General features: G+C 42.6%; 15 protein-coding genes. All 15 read left to right on the top strand.

What is annotated here, in order from left to right; translation table 11 throughout:
* Positions 1 to 49: 49 nt before the first annotated feature.
* The 15 genes from K6V21_RS10695 (at position 50) to K6V21_RS10625 (ending at position 14,228) form a co-directional block, all read left to right on the top strand.
* A complete protein-coding gene (locus K6V21_RS10695; protein ID WP_224322026.1) occupies positions 50 to 2,308 on the top strand; it encodes a RelA/SpoT family protein in 2,259 nt (752 codons plus the stop codon).
* A 22-nt stretch (positions 2,309 to 2,330) separates the two neighbouring features.
* Positions 2,331 to 2,723: a polymer-forming cytoskeletal protein gene (locus K6V21_RS10690; RefSeq protein ID WP_217715431.1), complete on the top strand. Its 393-nt coding sequence runs from the start codon at positions 2,331 to 2,333 to the stop codon at positions 2,721 to 2,723.
* A gap of 123 nt (positions 2,724 to 2,846) precedes the next feature.
* On the top strand, positions 2,847 to 4,376 hold the full coding sequence (gene hutH / locus K6V21_RS10685) for a histidine ammonia-lyase (protein ID WP_224322025.1): 1,530 nt from the start codon (positions 2,847 to 2,849) through the stop codon (positions 4,374 to 4,376).
* Positions 4,377 to 5,105: a 3-oxoacyl-ACP reductase FabG gene (gene fabG, locus K6V21_RS10680; RefSeq protein ID WP_224321755.1), complete on the top strand. Its 729-nt coding sequence runs from the start codon at positions 4,377 to 4,379 to the stop codon at positions 5,103 to 5,105.
* Positions 5,102 to 6,322: a beta-ketoacyl-[acyl-carrier-protein] synthase family protein gene (locus tag K6V21_RS10675; protein WP_224321754.1), complete on the top strand. Its 1,221-nt coding sequence runs from the start codon at positions 5,102 to 5,104 to the stop codon at positions 6,320 to 6,322. Before fabG ends, K6V21_RS10675 begins: the two co-directional genes overlap by 4 nt.
* Positions 6,323 to 6,329: 7 nt before the next feature.
* Positions 6,330 to 6,587, top strand: coding sequence for an acyl carrier protein (locus tag K6V21_RS10670; protein ID WP_007212332.1), 258 nt, complete (start codon positions 6,330 to 6,332; stop codon positions 6,585 to 6,587).
* Between the two features lie 5 nt (positions 6,588 to 6,592).
* The gene (locus tag K6V21_RS10665) at positions 6,593 to 7,477 is read left to right on the top strand and encodes an acyltransferase (protein WP_224321753.1); all 885 of its coding nucleotides are present in this window, start codon (positions 6,593 to 6,595) and stop codon (positions 7,475 to 7,477) included.
* A 15-nt stretch (positions 7,478 to 7,492) separates the two neighbouring features.
* Positions 7,493 to 8,578 carry a class I SAM-dependent methyltransferase gene (locus K6V21_RS10660; RefSeq protein WP_224321752.1) on the top strand — a complete coding sequence of 362 codons (1,086 nt, stop codon included), beginning with the start codon at positions 7,493 to 7,495 and terminating at the stop codon, positions 8,576 to 8,578.
* Positions 8,575 to 9,009 carry a hydroxymyristoyl-ACP dehydratase gene (locus K6V21_RS10655; protein ID WP_044262457.1) on the top strand — a complete coding sequence of 145 codons (435 nt, stop codon included), beginning with the start codon at positions 8,575 to 8,577 and terminating at the stop codon, positions 9,007 to 9,009. Before K6V21_RS10660 ends, K6V21_RS10655 begins: the two co-directional genes overlap by 4 nt.
* Positions 9,006 to 9,449, top strand: coding sequence for an acyl-CoA thioesterase (locus K6V21_RS10650; protein ID WP_224321751.1), 444 nt, complete (start codon positions 9,006 to 9,008; stop codon positions 9,447 to 9,449). Before K6V21_RS10655 ends, K6V21_RS10650 begins: the two co-directional genes overlap by 4 nt.
* Positions 9,434 to 11,158, top strand: a complete 1,725-nt coding sequence (locus tag K6V21_RS10645; protein WP_224321750.1) for a beta-ketoacyl synthase N-terminal-like domain-containing protein — start codon at positions 9,434 to 9,436, stop codon at positions 11,156 to 11,158. Before K6V21_RS10650 ends, K6V21_RS10645 begins: the two co-directional genes overlap by 16 nt.
* Position 11,159: 1 nt before the next feature.
* Positions 11,160 to 11,417 carry a phosphopantetheine-binding protein gene (locus tag K6V21_RS10640; RefSeq protein WP_118217082.1) on the top strand — a complete coding sequence of 86 codons (258 nt, stop codon included), beginning with the start codon at positions 11,160 to 11,162 and terminating at the stop codon, positions 11,415 to 11,417.
* Positions 11,417 to 12,607, top strand: coding sequence for a beta-ketoacyl-[acyl-carrier-protein] synthase family protein (locus K6V21_RS10635; RefSeq protein ID WP_224321749.1), 1,191 nt, complete (start codon positions 11,417 to 11,419; stop codon positions 12,605 to 12,607). Before K6V21_RS10640 ends, K6V21_RS10635 begins: the two co-directional genes overlap by 1 nt.
* Entirely contained in the window at positions 12,607 to 13,563 is a 957-nt protein-coding gene (locus K6V21_RS10630; RefSeq protein WP_224322024.1) for a beta-ketoacyl synthase chain length factor, read from the top strand. The genes K6V21_RS10635 and K6V21_RS10630 overlap by 1 nt, the downstream gene beginning before the upstream one ends.
* Positions 13,560 to 14,228, top strand: a complete 669-nt coding sequence (locus K6V21_RS10625) for a polysaccharide deacetylase family protein (protein WP_224321748.1) — start codon at positions 13,560 to 13,562, stop codon at positions 14,226 to 14,228. The genes K6V21_RS10630 and K6V21_RS10625 overlap by 4 nt, the downstream gene beginning before the upstream one ends.
* The last annotated feature ends 5 nt before the right edge of the window (positions 14,229 to 14,233 follow it).

The following is a 14,233-nucleotide window of genomic DNA, read 5'->3' as shown; positions in this document are numbered from 1 at the left end:
TGTTGAAAATTGCTTATTTTTGCAGCAACTGAAGAAAGGAGAACAGGATATGGAAGAGAATGTGGGCCAGAAAGATAAAGAAAAAGTCGAAGAAGAAATGATTGAACAGGCTTTCCAGCAACTGTTAAACGACTACTTGGCAACCAAACACCGCAAGCGTATTGAGATCATAACAAAGGCATTCAACTTTGCCAATCAGGCGCATAAGGGCATCAAACGCCGTTCGGGCGAACCTTACATTATGCACCCCCTCGCTGTGGCACAAATTGTATGCAACGAAATAGGTCTTGGTTCTACATCCATTTGTGCCGCCTTGCTGCACGATGTGGTAGAAGATACGGACTATACCGTAGAAGACATAGAAAACATATTCGGCCCGAAAATCGCCCAGATTGTAGACGGGCTGACCAAAATATCCGGTGGTATTTTCGGTGACCGTGCTTCGGCACAGGCAGAGAACTTCAAGAAGTTGCTGCTGACGATGTCCGATGATATACGCGTAATTCTGATCAAGATAGCCGACCGGCTGCACAATATGCGCACGTTAGGTTCGATGCTTCCCAACAAGCAATTCAAAATTGCAGGCGAGACATTGTATATCTATGCTCCCCTCGCCAATCGCCTGGGACTGTACAAGATAAAGACAGAACTGGAGAATCTGAGTTTCAAGTACGAACATCCCGAAGAGTATCAGGAAATCGAAGAAAAGCTGGCAGCCACAGCAACCGAACGTGATAAAGTATTCAATGATTTCACTGCTCCGATACGTGCCCAGCTGGACAAAATGGGGCTGAAATTCCGTATTCTCGCGCGTGTTAAATCCATCTATTCCATCTGGAACAAGATGCAGACCAAGCATGTACCGTTTGAAGAAATCTATGACTTACTTGCCGTACGTATTATCTTTGAACCACGAAATGCGGACGAAGAACTGAACGATTGTTTTGATATCTATGTCTCCATCTCCAAAATATACAAACCCCACCCCGACCGTCTGCGCGACTGGGTGAGTCATCCCAAAGCCAACGGTTACCAGGCCTTGCACGTCACCCTTATGGGAAACAACGGGCAATGGATTGAAGTACAAATCCGCAGTGAACGGATGAATGACGTAGCCGAACAAGGTTTCGCCGCCCACTGGAAATATAAAGAAGGCGGAGGTGGCGAAGATGAAGGCGAATTGGATAAATGGCTGCGCACCATCAAAGAAATACTTGATGACCCTCAACCGGATGCCATTGACTTCCTCGATACCATCAAGCTGAACTTGTTTGCATCGGAAATATTTGTGTTTACTCCCAAAGGCGAAATCAAGACTATGCCGCAGAACTCTACGGCACTGGATTTTGCATTCTCCCTGCACACTGACATCGGTAGCCACTGTATCGGCGCAAAAGTAAACCATAAGCTTGTCCCTCTGAGCCACAAGCTTCAAAGTGGTGACCAGGTGGAAGTTCTGACTTCCAAATCACAACGCGTACAGCCGGAATGGGAAGTATTTGCCACTACTGCCCGTGCCCGTGCCAAGATAGCCGCCATCCTGCGCAAAGAGCAAAGGAACAGCCAGAAAGAAGGCGAAACCCTTCTGAATGAATTCTTCAAAAAAGAAGAGCTGCGACTGGACGACCTGTTGATAGACAAGTTGGTGAAAGCCCATAATATGAAGAACCGGGACGAGTTTCTGATAGCCATCGGCAATAAAAAGATCGTATTGGGCGACCTGGATAAAAATGCCCTGAAAGAGAAACAAGGAACCAACTGGAAGAAGTTTCTCACCTTCTCGTTCGGCGGTAACAAGGACAACAAAGAACCGATTGAAGAAAAACCACTGCAAGAAAAGGAGAAAATCAATACGAAGCAAATCCTGAAACTGACGGAAGAGAATATCCAGAAGAATTATATCATGGCAGAATGTTGCCACCCCATTCCGGGTGACGATGTACTGGGATATATGGACGAAAACGACCGTATCATTATCCACAAACGCCAGTGTCCCGTCGCCGCACGTTTGAAGAGCAGTTACGGAAACCGTATTCTGGCTACAGAGTGGGATACCCATAAGGAACTCTCCTTCCTGGTGAATATATATATAAAAGGTATAGATGCCATGGGATTGCTGAACGAAGTAACACAGGTGATTTCGCGTCAGCTGAATGTAAATATCCGTAAGTTGTCCATTGAAACAACAGACGGTATTTTTGAAGGAAACATCCAATTGTACGTGCATGATGTGGATGATGTGAAAACCATCTGCAATAATCTGAAACAGATACAGAACATCAAGCAAGTAACCCGCGTAGAAGGATAAAAAACTATAAAAGCACACTAGTATGTTTAACTCAAAAAAAGGAATAGAAGATAAGGTAAGCAATAAATTAACCACGCTTTCCAGTCAAAGTTTAATTAAAGGTGATTGTTCCATCGATGGAGATATGCGTATCGACGGAACTGTAGAAGGAAATATCCGGTGTACCGGGAAAATAGTCATCGGTCCGGAAGGAAAAATACACGGCAACCTGTCTTGTACACACGCTTGCCTTCACGGAACTATCATCGGTGATGCATACGTGAAGGAAGAACTCACCCTGAAAGCCAACTGTGTGATGCAGGGCAATATCTATACCACAAAATTGGAAATAGAATCACAGGCTAAATTCAATGGAAGCTGCAATACGAATGATACCAGCCATGAGATAAAATTATTGGAAGCTGTTACCGAATAACATTATTTACAATATATTCAGGTCCGTCAAAAACCACCTTGCAAAAAAAAGTTTTATTTTGCATAGACATCTATTATTGATATAAAATAGCTATTTTTGCAGTCTATATCAATGAAGTATACTATGATAGTCGGCAAATATATAAATTTGGGAACGCTCCAAAAGCTACTGTTTGATGATGAAAAAGTAATTATTTCCGATGAATGTATTCAAGAAGTAGATAAGAGTTTTCGTTTCTTGAAGGATTTCTCCAGTGATAAAATTATTTACGGAATTAATACAGGGTTCGGTCCTATGGCTCAATATAGGATTGAAGATAAATCATTAACGGAATTACAATACAACATCATCAGGAGCCACTCTACCGGAGCGGGAAAGCCATTGCCTCCTCTTTATGTGAAAGCAGCAATGATTGCCAGATTATTCACTTTTCTTCAAGGGAAATCAGGTATACATACAGAGCTGGTCGAACTACTCGTCAAGTTCATTAACCTGGATATTTTTCCGTATATACCGGAGCATGGCAGTGTAGGTGCCAGTGGCGATTTAGTGCAATTGGCGCATATAGCGTTGACGCTGATCGGTGAAGGAGAAGTGTTCTATCAAGGGCAGCTACAACCCACCGCCCAGGTACTTGAGAAGAATCATCTCAAACCTTTCTCCATACATATCCGTGAAGGGCTTTCAGTAACAAACGGCACTTCTGTTATGACAGGCATTGGCATTGTTAACTTGATTTATGCCCGCCAATTGCTCAACTGGTCCGTATGCGCCTCGGTAATGATGAATGAAATTGCCGCATCGTATGATGATTTCGTTTCTCAACCGCTAAATGATGCCAAACTTCATAAAGGGCAGCAAAAGATAGCTGAAATGATGAGAGTCTGGATGTCCGACAGTAAATGTACTCTCAAAAGAGAGAATGAACTGTACGGACAGAAACATGAAGAAAAGATTTTTGAACATAAAGTGCAGCCTTATTACTCGTTAAGATGTACTCCACAAATATTGGGACCGGTTTATGACACCCTTATAAATACGGAAGAAGTATTGATAAACGAAATTAACTCAGCTTGCGACAACCCGATTGTTGATCCGGAAACCCAAAACGTATATCACGGCGGAAACTTTCATGGTGATTACGTCTCTTTTGAAATGGACAAACTGAAAATAGCCATAACGAAACTGACAATGCTAAGTGAACGCCAATTGAATTATCTGTTCCATGATCGCATCAACGGAATACTTCCTCCATTTGTCAATTTGGGAGTATTAGGATTGAATTATGGGTTACAAGCCTCACAATTTACTGCTACTTCCACAACAGCCGAGTGTCAGACGTTATCTAATCCCATGTATATACACAGTATCCCAAACAACAATGATAATCAGGATATTGTAAGCATGGGAACTAATTCTGCGTTAATAGCCAAAACAGTCATAGAGAATTCTTTCCAGGTTATGAGCATCCTGTTTATGGGTATCGTACAGGCTGTAGATTACTTAAAGATACAGGAAAAGCTCAGTACGGAATCGCGTTGCGTATACAATGAGATCCGGGCATTTTTCCCTGTATTTACCCAGGATACTCCCAAGTACAAGGAAATAGAGGCTATGAGTGGATACTTGAAAAATAAGAAATTCAATTTATAAATGAAATACGCATTAATAACAGGCGGAAGCCGGGGCATAGGACGTTCTGTCAGCATCAGGTTGGCAGCAATGGGATATACCGTGCTGATAAATTATCAAAGCAACGATAAGGAAGCGGCAAACACACTGCAATTAGTTCGTGAAAAAGGAGGTGATGGAGAACTATCGAAGTTCGATGTTACTGATCCAAAGGCAGTATCCGAAGCTTTAAATAACTGGAGCGAACAACATCCGGATGAATATATCGAGGTGCTGATAAATAATGCAGGCATCCGCAAAGATAACCTGATGCTTTGGATGACCGAAGCAGAATGGAGCGGGGTACTGAACACCAGCCTGAACGGCTTCTTTTATGTCACCCAGGCATTGCTTAAGAACATGCTTGTCAAACGCTTCGGACGTATTGTCAACATCGTCTCATTATCGGGGATCAAAGGCATGCCCGGGCAGACCAATTATTCTGCCGCCAAAGGAGGTGTCATTGCTGCTACCAAGGCATTAGCTCAGGAAGTTGCAAAGAAGCACGTGACCGTCAATGCGGTGGCTCCCGGATTCATCCGCACGGAAATGACCGAAGATATCAACGAGAACGAATGGAAAAAACATATCCCTGCCGGACGCTTCGGCGAACCGGAAGAAGTAGCTGATCTCGTAAGTTTCATAGTATCTCCCAATGCCTCTTACATTACAGGTGAGGTTATTTCAATCAATGGAGGACTGCATACATGAGAAGAGTTGTCATTACAGGAATGGGGATTTACTCATGCATCGGCAAAAACCTGAGCGAAGTAACAGACTCATTATATAACGGTAAATCGGGCATCGGCATTGATCCTCAACGGAAAGAGATGGGATATCTGTCTGCACTGACCGGCTTATTGGAGCGCCCTGATCTCAAAAAGATGCTGGACAGACGAAAACGTCTCTGCCTGCCTGAACAAGGAGAATATGCCTATCTGGCAAGTGTGGAAGCCTTCAAAAATGCAGGTATCGATGAAGCATTCCTGGAAGCGAACGAAGTAGGAGTACTCTATGGAAATGATAGTAGCACTGCACCGATTATTAATGCTGTGGATATTATCCGGGAAAAGAAGAATACCGTCCTGGTAGGTTCCGGTTCTATCTTCCAGTCGATGAATTCAACTGTGTCGATGAACCTGTCAGTCATCTTTAAACTCAGAGGAGTAAACTTCACAATCTCCGGTGCTTGTGCAAGCGGTTCCCACGCCATTGGCATGGGATATCTGCTTATCAAATCGGGATTGCAGGACTGCATTCTTTGTGGTGGCGCACAGGAAGTTAATCCATTCTCTGTGGGTAGCTTCGACGGGTTAAGTGCATTTTCCAACCGTGAAGCTGAACCCCAGAAAGCATCCAGACCTTTTGATAAAAACAGGGACGGGCTTGTACCCAGCGGAGGTGGCGCCAGCCTGGTACTGGAAAGTTATGAATCAGCTGTCAGGCGAGGAGCCCCCATACTGGCAGAAATTATCGGCTACGGTTTTTCATCCAACGGAGATCACATATCTGTTCCTAATATAGACGGGCCAAAGCGTTCATTGGAAATGGCCATCCGGAATGCCGGAATCGCATTGGATGAAATTAAATACATCAATGCGCACGCCACTTCTACACCAATAGGTGACTTGAATGAAGCAAAAGCCATAGCAGAGGTATTTGAAGGACATCGCCCATACGTGACGTCCACCAAGTCTATGACCGGTCACGAAATGTGGATGGCAGGTGCCAGTGAAGTAATCTATTCTACTTTAATGATGCAAAATAACTTCATTGCTCCCAATCTGAATTTCGAAGAGCCGGATGAAGCATCTGCCCAACTTAATATCCCCGCCCAACGAGTAAATATGGAATTTGATACATTCCTCTCAAACTCATTCGGATTCGGAGGAACCAATTCTACATTAATTATTAAAAAAGTAAAGTAATATAAGTATGACCCACGAAGAAATCATTGAAAAGATAAGAGAAACCTTATCCGAGGAATTTGAAGTAGATATCGATCTTATCCAGCCTGATGCTCCGCTCATGCAAACCCTTGAGTTAGACAGTCTGGACTTGGTAGATATGGTAGTGTTGATTGAAAAGAACTTCGGTTTTAATGTAACCGGGCAAGATTTTGTCGGAATCAAAACGTTCCAGGACTTCTATAATCTCGTCATCACACGTATGGCCGAAAACAAAAACGAATAAACAAGATGTGGAAAGGTAAAACCCGTGGCGGTGTATCCGGATACCTGTTTTTCATTTACCTGATCAGGTATTGTGGTGTAAAAGCCGCTTATGGTTTTCTGTCTCTGATTGTTCTTTATTTTATTCCGTTCGCTCCGAAAGCAACAAAGAGTATCTGGCAATATGCCCGTCGTATTTTAAAACGAAACCGCATACAGTCGGTGGGACTATTGCTGAACAACTATTATCGTTTGGGACAGATACTTATAGACAAGGTAGCCATTGGAAATGGAATGATCGACAAGTATCATTTCAAGTTCAACCACTATCAGGAGTTTCTAAATGTATTGGATGGAGATCAGGGAGTAATCATGATCGGTGCACATGTTGGCAATTGGGAAATCGGAACTCCTTTTTTCAATGACTACAGCAAGAAAATGAATGTGGTGATGTACGATGCCGAACATCAAAAGATTAAAGAAATACTGAAAAAGAACGGGCAGCAGCAACCTTACAAGATTATACCGGTCAACGAAGATAATCTGGCACATATATTTAAAATTACAGAGGCACTGGATCATAAAGAATATGTCTGTTTTCAAGGAGACCGCTATCTGAATGCAGATAAACTACTGACTTGCAAGTTCATGGGACACGAAGCACGTTTTCCAATCGGTCCTTTCCTGTTGGCATCGCGGATGAAAGTTCCGGTAGTCTTCTATTTTGCCATGCGGGAGGCTAAACAAACCTATCATTTCCATTTTATACTTGCGGAGCAAGTGTCCGGTTCGAAAGAGAAAAGAGCAGAACAATTATTATTGGAACAATATGTGAATGCTCTGGAAAAAATAATCGGCCAATATCCCGAACAATGGTTTAACTATTATTCTTTCTGGAAGCCATCTGAATAAACAAAAATCAACAGAATGAAACTATTCCCTTCATTACAAAAGAAATATGCCAAAGAGCGATTCACCGCTGTGCAAGCACAGCGATTGGCTCAGGAAATCGCTTTTGGCCCCGTCGTATTTCAGGTCTCACGCCTGATGCTGAAATTCGGTATTTTCCGCCTGCTATCCGATAATCGGGAAGGTCTGTCACTGGAACAGATCAGCCAGAAAACCGAATTATCCAGATATGCAGCACAAGTTCTACTGGAAGCCTCCCTCACCATAGGTACTGTATTGGTAAAAGACGATCAATATATACTGGCAAAGGCCGGATGGTTCCTGTTGAACGATGAGATGGCACAAGTGAACATGAATTTTAATCAGGACGTCAATTACAAAGGTCTGTTCCACCTGGAAGAAGCGTTGGTAAATGGCCGCCCCGAAGGTTTGAAAGAACTGGGAGACTGGCCTACTATTTACGAGGGATTATCCGACTTACCCGGGCAGGCACAGAAAAGCTGGTTCGGCTTCGACCATTTTTATTCGGACAATTCTTTCGATCAGGCACTCGAAATCGTATTCAGCCACTCTCCCCGAACTCTGCTTGATGTAGGAGGCAATACAGGTAGATGGGCTACCAAATGTGTGCAATACAACAAGAAAGTAGAAGTTACCATTATGGATTTACCCCAACAACTGGAAATGATGAAGCAAAAGACGGAAAAAATTTCCGGCCACGAGCGTATTCATGGACATGGTGTAAATCTTCTCGATGAAAATGTACCTTTCCCGAAAGGTTTTGATGCGATCTGGATGAGTCAGTTTCTGGATTGTTTTTCCGAGAAAGAAGTTATCAGTATACTCTCACGGGCTGCTCAGTCCATGTCTACAGAAGGGCGACTCTACATCATGGAAACATTCTGGGACCGACAGAAGTTCGAAACTGCTGCCTACTGCCTGACACAGATCAGTATATACTTTACTGCTATGGCAAATGGTAACAGCAAAATGTATCACTCCGACGATATGGCACGGTGCATTCAAGAATCAGGGCTGGAAATAGAGGAAATATATGATAACCTGGGATTGGGACACAGTATTGTAAAATGTAAGCTGAAATGAAAAGAACTCCTATCATATCCGGTGAAGGAATCCTGAACCTGATACCACAACGACCGCCAATCGTTATGGTAGATTCATTCTGTGGCATTGAAGATAATTGTTCCTATTCAGGTCTCACAGTCACTGACGATAATATCTTCTGCCAGGAAGGCAAATTGCAGGAAGCAGGTATTATTGAACACATAGCCCAATCGGCAGCGGCACGGATCGGATATATCTATTTACAGAAAAATGAACCGGTACCCTTAGGCTTTATCGGTTCGGTAGATAAATTAACCCTTCATCGTTTACCGGAGACAGGACAGGAATTATCCACTGAAATTACGGTTATTCAGGAGGTATTCGACATTACTTTGGTATCTGCTTGTGTAAGTACTACGGAAGGAGTGATTGCAGAATGTAGGATGAAAATATTTTTAGATAAGAAATGAGGCAAAAAACGAATCTGCATACACCTGCACTCATTGACCGCACCACAATAAAGGTACGTTTCAGTGAAATAGACTCCATGCAAATCGTATGGCATGGTGAATATGTATGCTATTTTGAGGATGGAAGAGAGTCTTTCGGAAAGCATTATAGTTTAGGATATATGGATATCTACAGTGAAGGATATATGGTACCCATCGTTGAATTAAATTGCCAATTTAAGCAATCCTTATCCTTCGGTGAAGAAGTTATCATTGAAACCCGATACATTTCTTGTGAAGCTGCCAAGATTAAATTCGAATATGTACTATACCGGGCCACAGACAACAATATCGTTGCTACCGGAAGTACAACTCAGGTTTTTCTAAATACTAACAGGGAGCTGGAGTTAGCAACTCCGGCCTTTTATCAGGAGTGGAAAAGGAAATGGAACATCCTATAACTGTATATATCACAGCTGATACTCTGATCAGTTCTTTAGGAGCAAATACCCGGGAGAATATAAAAGCAATCCGGGAATATCGGAGCGGAATCACCAGGCATGAAGCAGGAATCATATCTGATACTTCTATATTAGCTGCCACGATTCAACCGGAACAATGGGAAAGAGCAAAGAAATTGGGTACGTACACACGCTTGGAACAATTATTCATACTTGCCATTCAGGATATTCTGTCCCATTCCGAAATGAATCTGGCGGATAAAGACTGCGGCCTCATCCTATCCACTACTAAAGGTAATATCGACCTGTTGGCCAATCATCCCGACGACCTTGATATCAGAGTTCATCTATGGGAAATGGGAAGAAGAATAAGCGAATATTTTCAGGCCGGCAACCGGGTAGAAGTTATTTCTAATGCCTGCATATCAGGAGTATCCGCTTTGATTGTAGCAAAGCGGTGGATCGAATCCGGCAAATACAAGAAAGTCATAGTAGCGGGAGGTGATATCCTCTCCCACTTCATTACCAGCGGATTTCTATCTTTCAGATCCATCAGTTCCGAAAGATGCCGCCCTTATGATGCCCGGAGAGACGGACTCAATTTAGGAGAGGCCTGTGGTGCTATCCTGCTGAGTTCGGAAGGAAACGATACGGATATCATCCTGTCCGGAGGAGCCATTAGTAACGATGCCAATCATATTTCAGGCCCGTCACGTACAGGAGACGGACTTTACTTCGCCATACGGCAGGCCATGGAAGAAGCCGCAGTCCTTGCCGAAGACGTTAGTTTCATGAATACACATGGAACGGCTACTGTCTATAACGATGAAATGGAATCGAAAGCTATTCATTTAGCCGGATTGGAAACCGTTCCGGTTCATAGTTTGAAATCTTATTTCGGTCATACTTTAGGGGCATCGGGAGTGATTGAATCTATTATCTGTATTCACGAACTAAAGGAAAACGTACTATTCGGCACATTAGGCTATGAAAAGCCCGGTGTCAGCATGCCTATTCTGGTGCAAGCTGACCATCAGGAAATACCCATGAAGCATTGTATCAAAACAGCATCCGGTTTCGGAGGTTGTAATGCTGCTATCGTATTGACACTTCCCGCATATCAAAAACAGTCCTCAAGAGTACAATCACCGGTGACAGTTCATACAACCGCAACTGTTTCCATTGAGAATAGCTGTTTAAGTATGAATGGAGAGACCGTTTTTTCATCATCTGCCCCAAACTTTGCGCAGTTTGTCCGCGAAGCATATAAAAATACAGGCGGAAGTAACATGAAATTCTACAAAATGGACGACCTTTGCAAACTGGGATATACTGCTGTTGAATATCTGTTAAAGGAGAAAAACTTTCAACCGGAAGAAATAGGTATATTGCTGGTTAATGCTGCCGCCTCACTGAATACGGATATTCGTCATCAGATGATTATCAATCAGGAAGGTGACCATGCAGCCAGTCCGACGGTATTTGTATACACTCTGCCTAACGTTGTAGCAGGTGAGATATGTATCCGTCATAAAATACAAGGAGAAAATACTTTCTTCATAGAAAAAGAATTCGATGCAGACAAATTGGAAGAATATGCACGAATTGTAATGAAGAAAAGTAATTTAAAAGCTTGCATCACCGGATGGTGCAACCTTTTAATGGAAGAGTATAAAGCTGATTTTAAACTAATAGAAGTACAACATTGATATGGAAGAATTAATAGAAAAACTAAAAAGAGAATTAATAGAAGAACTGAATCTTGAAGAAGTCACACCCGAAGAGATTGATCCCAATGAGCCTCTGTTTGGTGACGGTGGTTTAGGACTTGATTCTATTGACGCACTTGAAATTATTCTTATTTTAGAGCGTAACTATGGAATCAAAATAAAGAATCCTGCAGAAGGGAAACAGATTTTCTACTCAATACGTACATTGGCTAACTATATCTCTGAAAATCAAAAATAATGAAGATATATGTAACTGGTTTAGGTGTTGTTTCAGGTATTGGTCTGGGTGTTGCAGAAAATATAGCTTCACTCAGGAAACATCAGCATGGTATGGGGAAAGTAACCCTTTTCCCAACGGAACTGAATGTACCCGTATCAGAAGTAAAATACAGTAATGAAGAACTAAAACGGTTACTCTCTTTAGATATACAAAAAACGTTTTCCCGGACAGCCTTATTAGGCATGTTAGCTGCCCGGGAAGCAGTCGATGACGCCCGGTTAGATTTGAATACTTTGCGTGTAGGTTTCATTTCTTCCACCTCTGTAGGCGGTATGGATTTGAGTGAACATTTCTACAATGCCTTTAAAAAGGACAATAGAAAAGGAAGATTACGGGAAGTCATCTCTCATGACTGCGGTGCAAGTACTGAAATGATAGCGGATTATCTGAAAGTAAATGACTTTGTAACCACTATCAGTACAGCCTGTTCATCAGCAGCTAATGCTATCATGTTAGGAGCCCGCATGATCAGGAACGGTCAACTGGACACTGCCATTGTAGGAGGTACAGATGCCTTGTGCAAGTTTACCCTCAACGGCTTCAACTCACTTATGATTTTGGATAAGGAACACTGCCGTCCTTTTGACGCATCCCGTGCAGGCCTCAACTTAGGAGAAGGAGCCGGATATATTGTCCTTCAATCAGAGAAATTACTCCGGAAAGAGCCTTATTGCTTATTAAGCGGATATTCGAATGTGAATGAAGCTTTTCATCAGACCGGCAGTTCACCCGAAGGAAACGGACCATTCTGGTCTATGACAGAAGCCATAGCTAAGAGTGAAATCCCTCCCGAAGAGATTGATTATATCAATGTACATGGCACAGGAACTCCAAGTAATGATCTTTCAGAAGGACTTGCTATCCGGCGGATTTTTGGTGATAAAACTCCTCCGTTCAGTTCTGTCAAAGCGTTTATTGGTCATACATTAGGAGCTTCGGAAGGAATTGAAGCGGTTTATTCTGTTCTCTCCGTATATCATGGTTGCATCTATCCCAATCTGAACTTCAAAGAACCTATAGGAGAAAACAAGTTGATGCCCGAAACCTCATTCCGCGAGGGACTACCCATTCGTAATGTACTATCGAATTCTTTTGGATTCGGTGGAAATGATTCTTCGATCCTGTTTTCCACATTAAAAGAGAAATGATGCTACCTGTCTATATCAATCATATTGCTTCTATTCACGCGGATACTGTTTCCGGAGAATCCCCTTATTTATCCGCCAACGAACCGGACTACAAGAGTATTATCACAAATGCCACACTACGGAGGCGTATGAGCCGGATCATCAAAATGGGAGTTGCCTGCGGACTGGAATGTATCAGTACCCTACCTTCCGAAAAAGTACATGCGATCATCACCGCAACCGGACTCGGATGCCTGGCAGATACAGAGAAGTTCCTGAACACAATCATTGAGAATGAAGAACAACTACTGAATCCGACACCCTTTATCCAGTCAACCTTCAACACCATCGGAGCCCAAATAGCATTACTCCGCCAGATACATGCTTACAACATGACGTATGTGCACCGGGGATTAAGTTTCGAAAGTGCACTATTGGACGGTATGATGAGAATCTGGGAAGGTGATGAAAATGTCCTTATAGGAGCTATTGATGAGATTACCCCTAACAGTCACACTATACAACAACGCCTGGGACTGCTAAGGAGCATACAAGCAGGCGAAGGTGCTCAGTTCTTCCTGCTGGGACGAGAAATCACCGAATCCACATTAGCAGAACTTGCCGGTATATCAACTTTTATTCATGCGAACAGTACACAGGAAGTAGCTGAAAAGATTCATCGCTTTTTGCAAAGCAACCGATTAACAGCCGGACAAGTCGATTGGTTTGTTACCGGTAAAAATGGAAACCCGAAAGGAGATACCCTGTATACTGATTTAGAAAACAGCCTGTTTCCCACAGCAACATGCACTACCTTTAAGAATGAATGTGGTGAATATCCTACGGCATCTTCCTTTGCTTTATGGAAAGTGGCTAAAACTTTTGAAGAGAATCTAAATCCGGGACAGACAGTTCTGATATATAATCATTATCACTCCATTAACCATTCACTTATTTTAATCCGGAAAAGACAATGATAGTAGAAATCCTGATCACATTACTGATTATCTTTCTAGTCTATGCATCTTGCAACATCCGTTCTAACATCTATCTCAAGGTATTTTGCAAGAAACAGACTGAAGATAAAATTGTAGCTATCACCTTTGATGATGGACCGGACCCGATACAAACTCCCAAAGTATTGCAAGTACTCAAAGAACAACAAATACCGGCTTGTTTCTTCTGCATCGGTCACAAAATACAAGAGAATGAAGAGTTGATCCGACAAATCATCTACGAAGGACATCTGATTGGTAATCATTCTTTTACCCACACTAATCATTTTCCCTTGTACAGCCTGTCGAGGATGAAAAAAGACTTGCAAGCTTGCCAGTTTGCATTAGAACGAGTAACTTCGCAGAAAATCAAGTTATTCCGCCCACCGTTTGGAGTCACGAATCCTACTATAGCAAAAGCTGTCCGCATATTGGGATACACTCCTGTTGGCTGGAATATCAGAACACTCGATACACTGCAACTTTCCAAAGAGAAAGTTTTGAAGCGTATTCAGAAAAGGTTACGCCCCGGTTCTATCATCCTTCTACACGATCGGATGCCGGACAGTGACCTGCTATTAAAAAAGATACTTAACTTAATTAAAGAACAGGGATATACAGTTGTCCGTCTGGACAGCATGTTATAAAAGCA

Origin of the sequence: Bacteroides cellulosilyticus, assembly GCF_020091405.1 — a bacterium.
GTDB lineage: Bacteria > Bacteroidota > Bacteroidia > Bacteroidales > Bacteroidaceae > Bacteroides.
Note: the sequence above shows the minus strand (reverse complement) of the source record. Positions and strands in the feature narration are given on the sequence as shown.

Bases quoted from the DNA above. Each gene is read 5' to 3' on its own strand.
- K6V21_RS10665 (WP_224321753.1), top strand. From the start codon at position 6,593: ATGTGGAAAGGTAAAACCCGTGGCGGTGTATCCGGATACCTGTTTTTC.
- K6V21_RS10650 (WP_224321751.1), top strand. From the start codon at position 9,006: ATGAGGCAAAAAACGAATCTGCATACACCTGCACTCATTGACCGCACC.
- K6V21_RS10640 (WP_118217082.1), top strand. From the start codon at position 11,160: ATGGAAGAATTAATAGAAAAACTAAAAAGAGAATTAATAGAAGAACTG.
- K6V21_RS10625 (WP_224321748.1), top strand. From the start codon at position 13,560: ATGATAGTAGAAATCCTGATCACATTACTGATTATCTTTCTAGTCTAT.
- K6V21_RS10655 (WP_044262457.1), top strand. From the start codon at position 8,575: ATGAAAAGAACTCCTATCATATCCGGTGAAGGAATCCTGAACCTGATA.
- K6V21_RS10695 (WP_224322026.1), top strand. From the start codon at position 50: ATGGAAGAGAATGTGGGCCAGAAAGATAAAGAAAAAGTCGAAGAAGAA.
- K6V21_RS10690 (WP_217715431.1), top strand. From the start codon at position 2,331: ATGTTTAACTCAAAAAAAGGAATAGAAGATAAGGTAAGCAATAAATTA.
- K6V21_RS10675 (WP_224321754.1), top strand. From the start codon at position 5,102: ATGAGAAGAGTTGTCATTACAGGAATGGGGATTTACTCATGCATCGGC.
- fabG (WP_224321755.1), top strand. From the start codon at position 4,377: ATGAAATACGCATTAATAACAGGCGGAAGCCGGGGCATAGGACGTTCT.
- K6V21_RS10635 (WP_224321749.1), top strand. From the start codon at position 11,417: ATGAAGATATATGTAACTGGTTTAGGTGTTGTTTCAGGTATTGGTCTG.
- K6V21_RS10670 (WP_007212332.1), top strand. From the start codon at position 6,330: ATGACCCACGAAGAAATCATTGAAAAGATAAGAGAAACCTTATCCGAG.
- K6V21_RS10630 (WP_224322024.1), top strand. From the start codon at position 12,607: ATGCTACCTGTCTATATCAATCATATTGCTTCTATTCACGCGGATACT.
- K6V21_RS10660 (WP_224321752.1), top strand. From the start codon at position 7,493: ATGAAACTATTCCCTTCATTACAAAAGAAATATGCCAAAGAGCGATTC.
- hutH (WP_224322025.1), top strand. From the start codon at position 2,847: ATGATAGTCGGCAAATATATAAATTTGGGAACGCTCCAAAAGCTACTG.
- K6V21_RS10645 (WP_224321750.1), top strand. From the start codon at position 9,434: ATGGAACATCCTATAACTGTATATATCACAGCTGATACTCTGATCAGT.